The 2575-nt window shown below is 69.8% G+C and carries 3 protein-coding genes and 1 pseudogene; all 4 read right to left on the bottom strand.

What is annotated here, in order from left to right; translation table 11 throughout:
- Positions 1 to 197: pseudogene (locus AC5RUJ_RS14345) on the bottom strand (23S rRNA (guanosine(2251)-2'-O)-methyltransferase RlmB); the annotation flags it as partial.
- Between the two features lie 120 nt (positions 198 to 317).
- A complete protein-coding gene (cysS, locus tag AC5RUJ_RS14340; RefSeq protein ID WP_494128122.1) occupies positions 318 to 1778 on the bottom strand; it encodes a cysteine--tRNA ligase in 1461 nt (486 codons plus the stop codon).
- Between the two features lie 46 nt (positions 1779 to 1824).
- The gene (gene ispF / locus AC5RUJ_RS14335) at positions 1825 to 2325 is read right to left on the bottom strand and encodes a 2-C-methyl-D-erythritol 2,4-cyclodiphosphate synthase (protein WP_494002326.1); all 501 of its coding nucleotides are present in this window, start codon (positions 2323 to 2325) and stop codon (positions 1825 to 1827) included.
- A 2-nt stretch (positions 2326 to 2327) separates the two neighbouring features.
- Positions 2328 to 2575, bottom strand: a 248-nt coding sequence (locus AC5RUJ_RS14330) for a 2-C-methyl-D-erythritol 4-phosphate cytidylyltransferase (RefSeq protein ID WP_494156054.1), incomplete at its 5' end; no start/stop codon positions are given.

Raw genomic sequence — 2575 nt, 5'->3', positions numbered from 1 at the left:
CCGCGCTGGCCGGCCGGGCGCTTGGCGGCCGAGCGTTCGGAGAGCTGCTTGGTGCGGTACGCCTTGTGGTACGGGCGGTCTTCGGCCTTCGGGGTCGGCCCCTTGCCTTCGAGCGCCTTGCGCCCGTGTCCGCCGGTTCCGGCGGTGGGTCCCTTTTTGGACTTGCGCACCGCTCCGGGGCGAGGTTTGTTGGCCATCGAAAAACTACCTTTGTGTTGGGGAAGATACGTTCCCACGCGCGGCGCACCGGCTGTGAGCGGCAGGCCCGACGGGAATCGTCTGCTTTAAAGGGTACCGCCCAACGGTGCGGGCTGCCGTCAGCCGAGATTCCAGCTGGCGCCCTCGGCCGAATCCTCCACCACTATCCCGGCGGCCGCCAGGGTGTCGCGGATGGCATCGGCGCGGGCCCAGTCCTTCGCCTCGCGGGCCAGCCGACGCTCCTCCAGTTGCGCGCTGACCAGCACGTCCAGGGCCTGAAGGGCCGCGGGGTCCGCGCCGCCGCTGCTCCAGTGCGGATCCAGCGGGTTGATGTACAGCACGTCGGTCATCGCCATGACCTGGTGCAGCGCGCGGGTGGCCGCTTCCTTGTCGCGGGCGTCCAGCGCGGTGTTGCCGGCCCGCACCGTTTCGTGGACCACTGCCAGCGCCTGCGGCACGTTGAGGTCGTCGTCCATGGCCGCGGCGAAAGCCTCCGGGACGCGTTCGGTCACGACGAAGCCGAACTGCTCGCCGTAGAGGAACTTCAGCGCCCGCTGCAGGAATCCCTCGATCCGCTCCACCGCGGCGCCCGCTTCCACCAGCGAGCCGGGGTTGTAGTCCAGCGCGGACCGGTACTGGGCCTGGCCAAGGTAGTAGCGGACCACCAGCGGCCTGGCGTCCTGGAGCATCTCCGCGGGGGTGATGATGTTGCCGATCGATTTGGACATCTTCTCGCCCTCGAAGGTGACCATGCCGTTGTGCATCCAGAAGTTGGCGAACCCGTGCCCGGCCGCCCGGGACTGGGCCATCTCGTTCTCGTGGTGCGGGAACCGCAGGTCCAGCCCGCCGCCGTGGATGTCGAACTCGGTGCCCAGGTACTTGGTGACCATGGCCGAGCACTCCAGGTGCCAGCCAGGGCGGCCGGCTCCCCACGGGCTGGACCAGCTGGCCGTCTCCGGCTCGCCGTCCTTGTGTCCCTTCCAGAGCGCGAAGTCGCGCGGATCCTTCTTGCCGCGCGGGCCGGCGTCGGGCGCCGCCTGCATGTCCTCGATCCGCTGATGCGTCAGCGAGCCGTATTCCGGCCACGAGCGCACATCGAAGTACACGTCGCCGGAATCGTCCAGCGCCGGGTAGGCGTGGCCGCGGTCGATCAACTGCTGGATCAGGCGGTGCATCTCCGGAATGTGGCCGGTGGCGCGCGGTTCGTAGGTGGGCCGTTCCACGCCCAGGATGTCGTAGGCCTTGGCGAATTCCTGCTCGTAGCGGTAGGCCAGCGCCCACCACGGCTCGTTCGGCACCGGCACCATCGGGTCTTCGGCCGCGCCGGGGCGGAAGGATTCGGCGGACTTGACCAGGATCTTGTCGTCGATGTCCGTCACGTTGCGCACTACCGTGACGTCATACCCGCTGTAGCGCAGCCAACGGGTGAGCTGGTCGAAGGCGATGGCCGAACGGATATGGCCGACGTGCGGATCGCCCTGCACCGTGGCCCCGCAGTAGTAGAGCCCGGCCTTGCCCGGGGCCAGCGGGACGAAGTCGCGGACTTGCGCGGTGGCGGTGTCATAGAATCTCAGGCTCACCGCTCTAGCCTAGCCGCGGCCGCCACGCCGGTGCGAACGCACCCTGCTACGGCAGCTTCACGACGACGGCGGTGGCCACCGCCGCGATCCCCTCGCCGCGGCCGGTGAATCCCAGCCCGTCGCTGGTGGTCGCCGAAACGCTGACCGGCGCACCGGCGGCCTCACTGAGCACCGCCTCGGATTCGGACCGGCGCGGCCCGAACTTGGGGCGGTTGCAGACCAACTGGACCGCGATATTGCCGATCTCGAACCCCGCCTCGCGGACGATCCGCGCCGCTTCTGACAGCAACCGGACCCCCGAGGCGCCGGCGTACTCGGGACGGTCAGTGCCGAAGTGCGTGCCGAGGTCTCCGATCCCGGCCGCGGAAAACAGCGAATCCGCGGCGGCGTGGGCGGCGGCGTCTCCGTCGGAGTGGCCGGCCAGGCCTCGCTCCCCCTCCCACAGCAGGCCGCCCAGCCACAACGGCTGCGGGTCGGAGTCCGGGGCGAAAGCGTGGACGTCCACTCCGATTCCGGTGCGCGGGAGGGGAAACGGGAAGTCGGGCACGGTCAGCCTTTCATGACGGGTCGGGGCCGGCCGGCGGCCAGCAGGGCCTCCGCCACGGTCAGATCCAACGGCGTGGTGATTTTCAAGGCCCGTGCGGAGCCGGGCACCAGCATCACGTCGATGCCGTGACGCTCCAGTAACAGGGCTTCGTCGGTGATGGCGGCGGCCTCCTCGGGGGCCATGCCCGCCAGGCTCCGGTGCGCCACCGCCAGGGTTGCCGCGTCGAACCCTTGCGGTGTCTGGACGGCGC

This window comes from Arthrobacter sp. Y3223164 (assembly GCF_059091005.1).
Note: the sequence above shows the minus strand (reverse complement) of the source record. Positions and strands in the feature narration are given on the sequence as shown.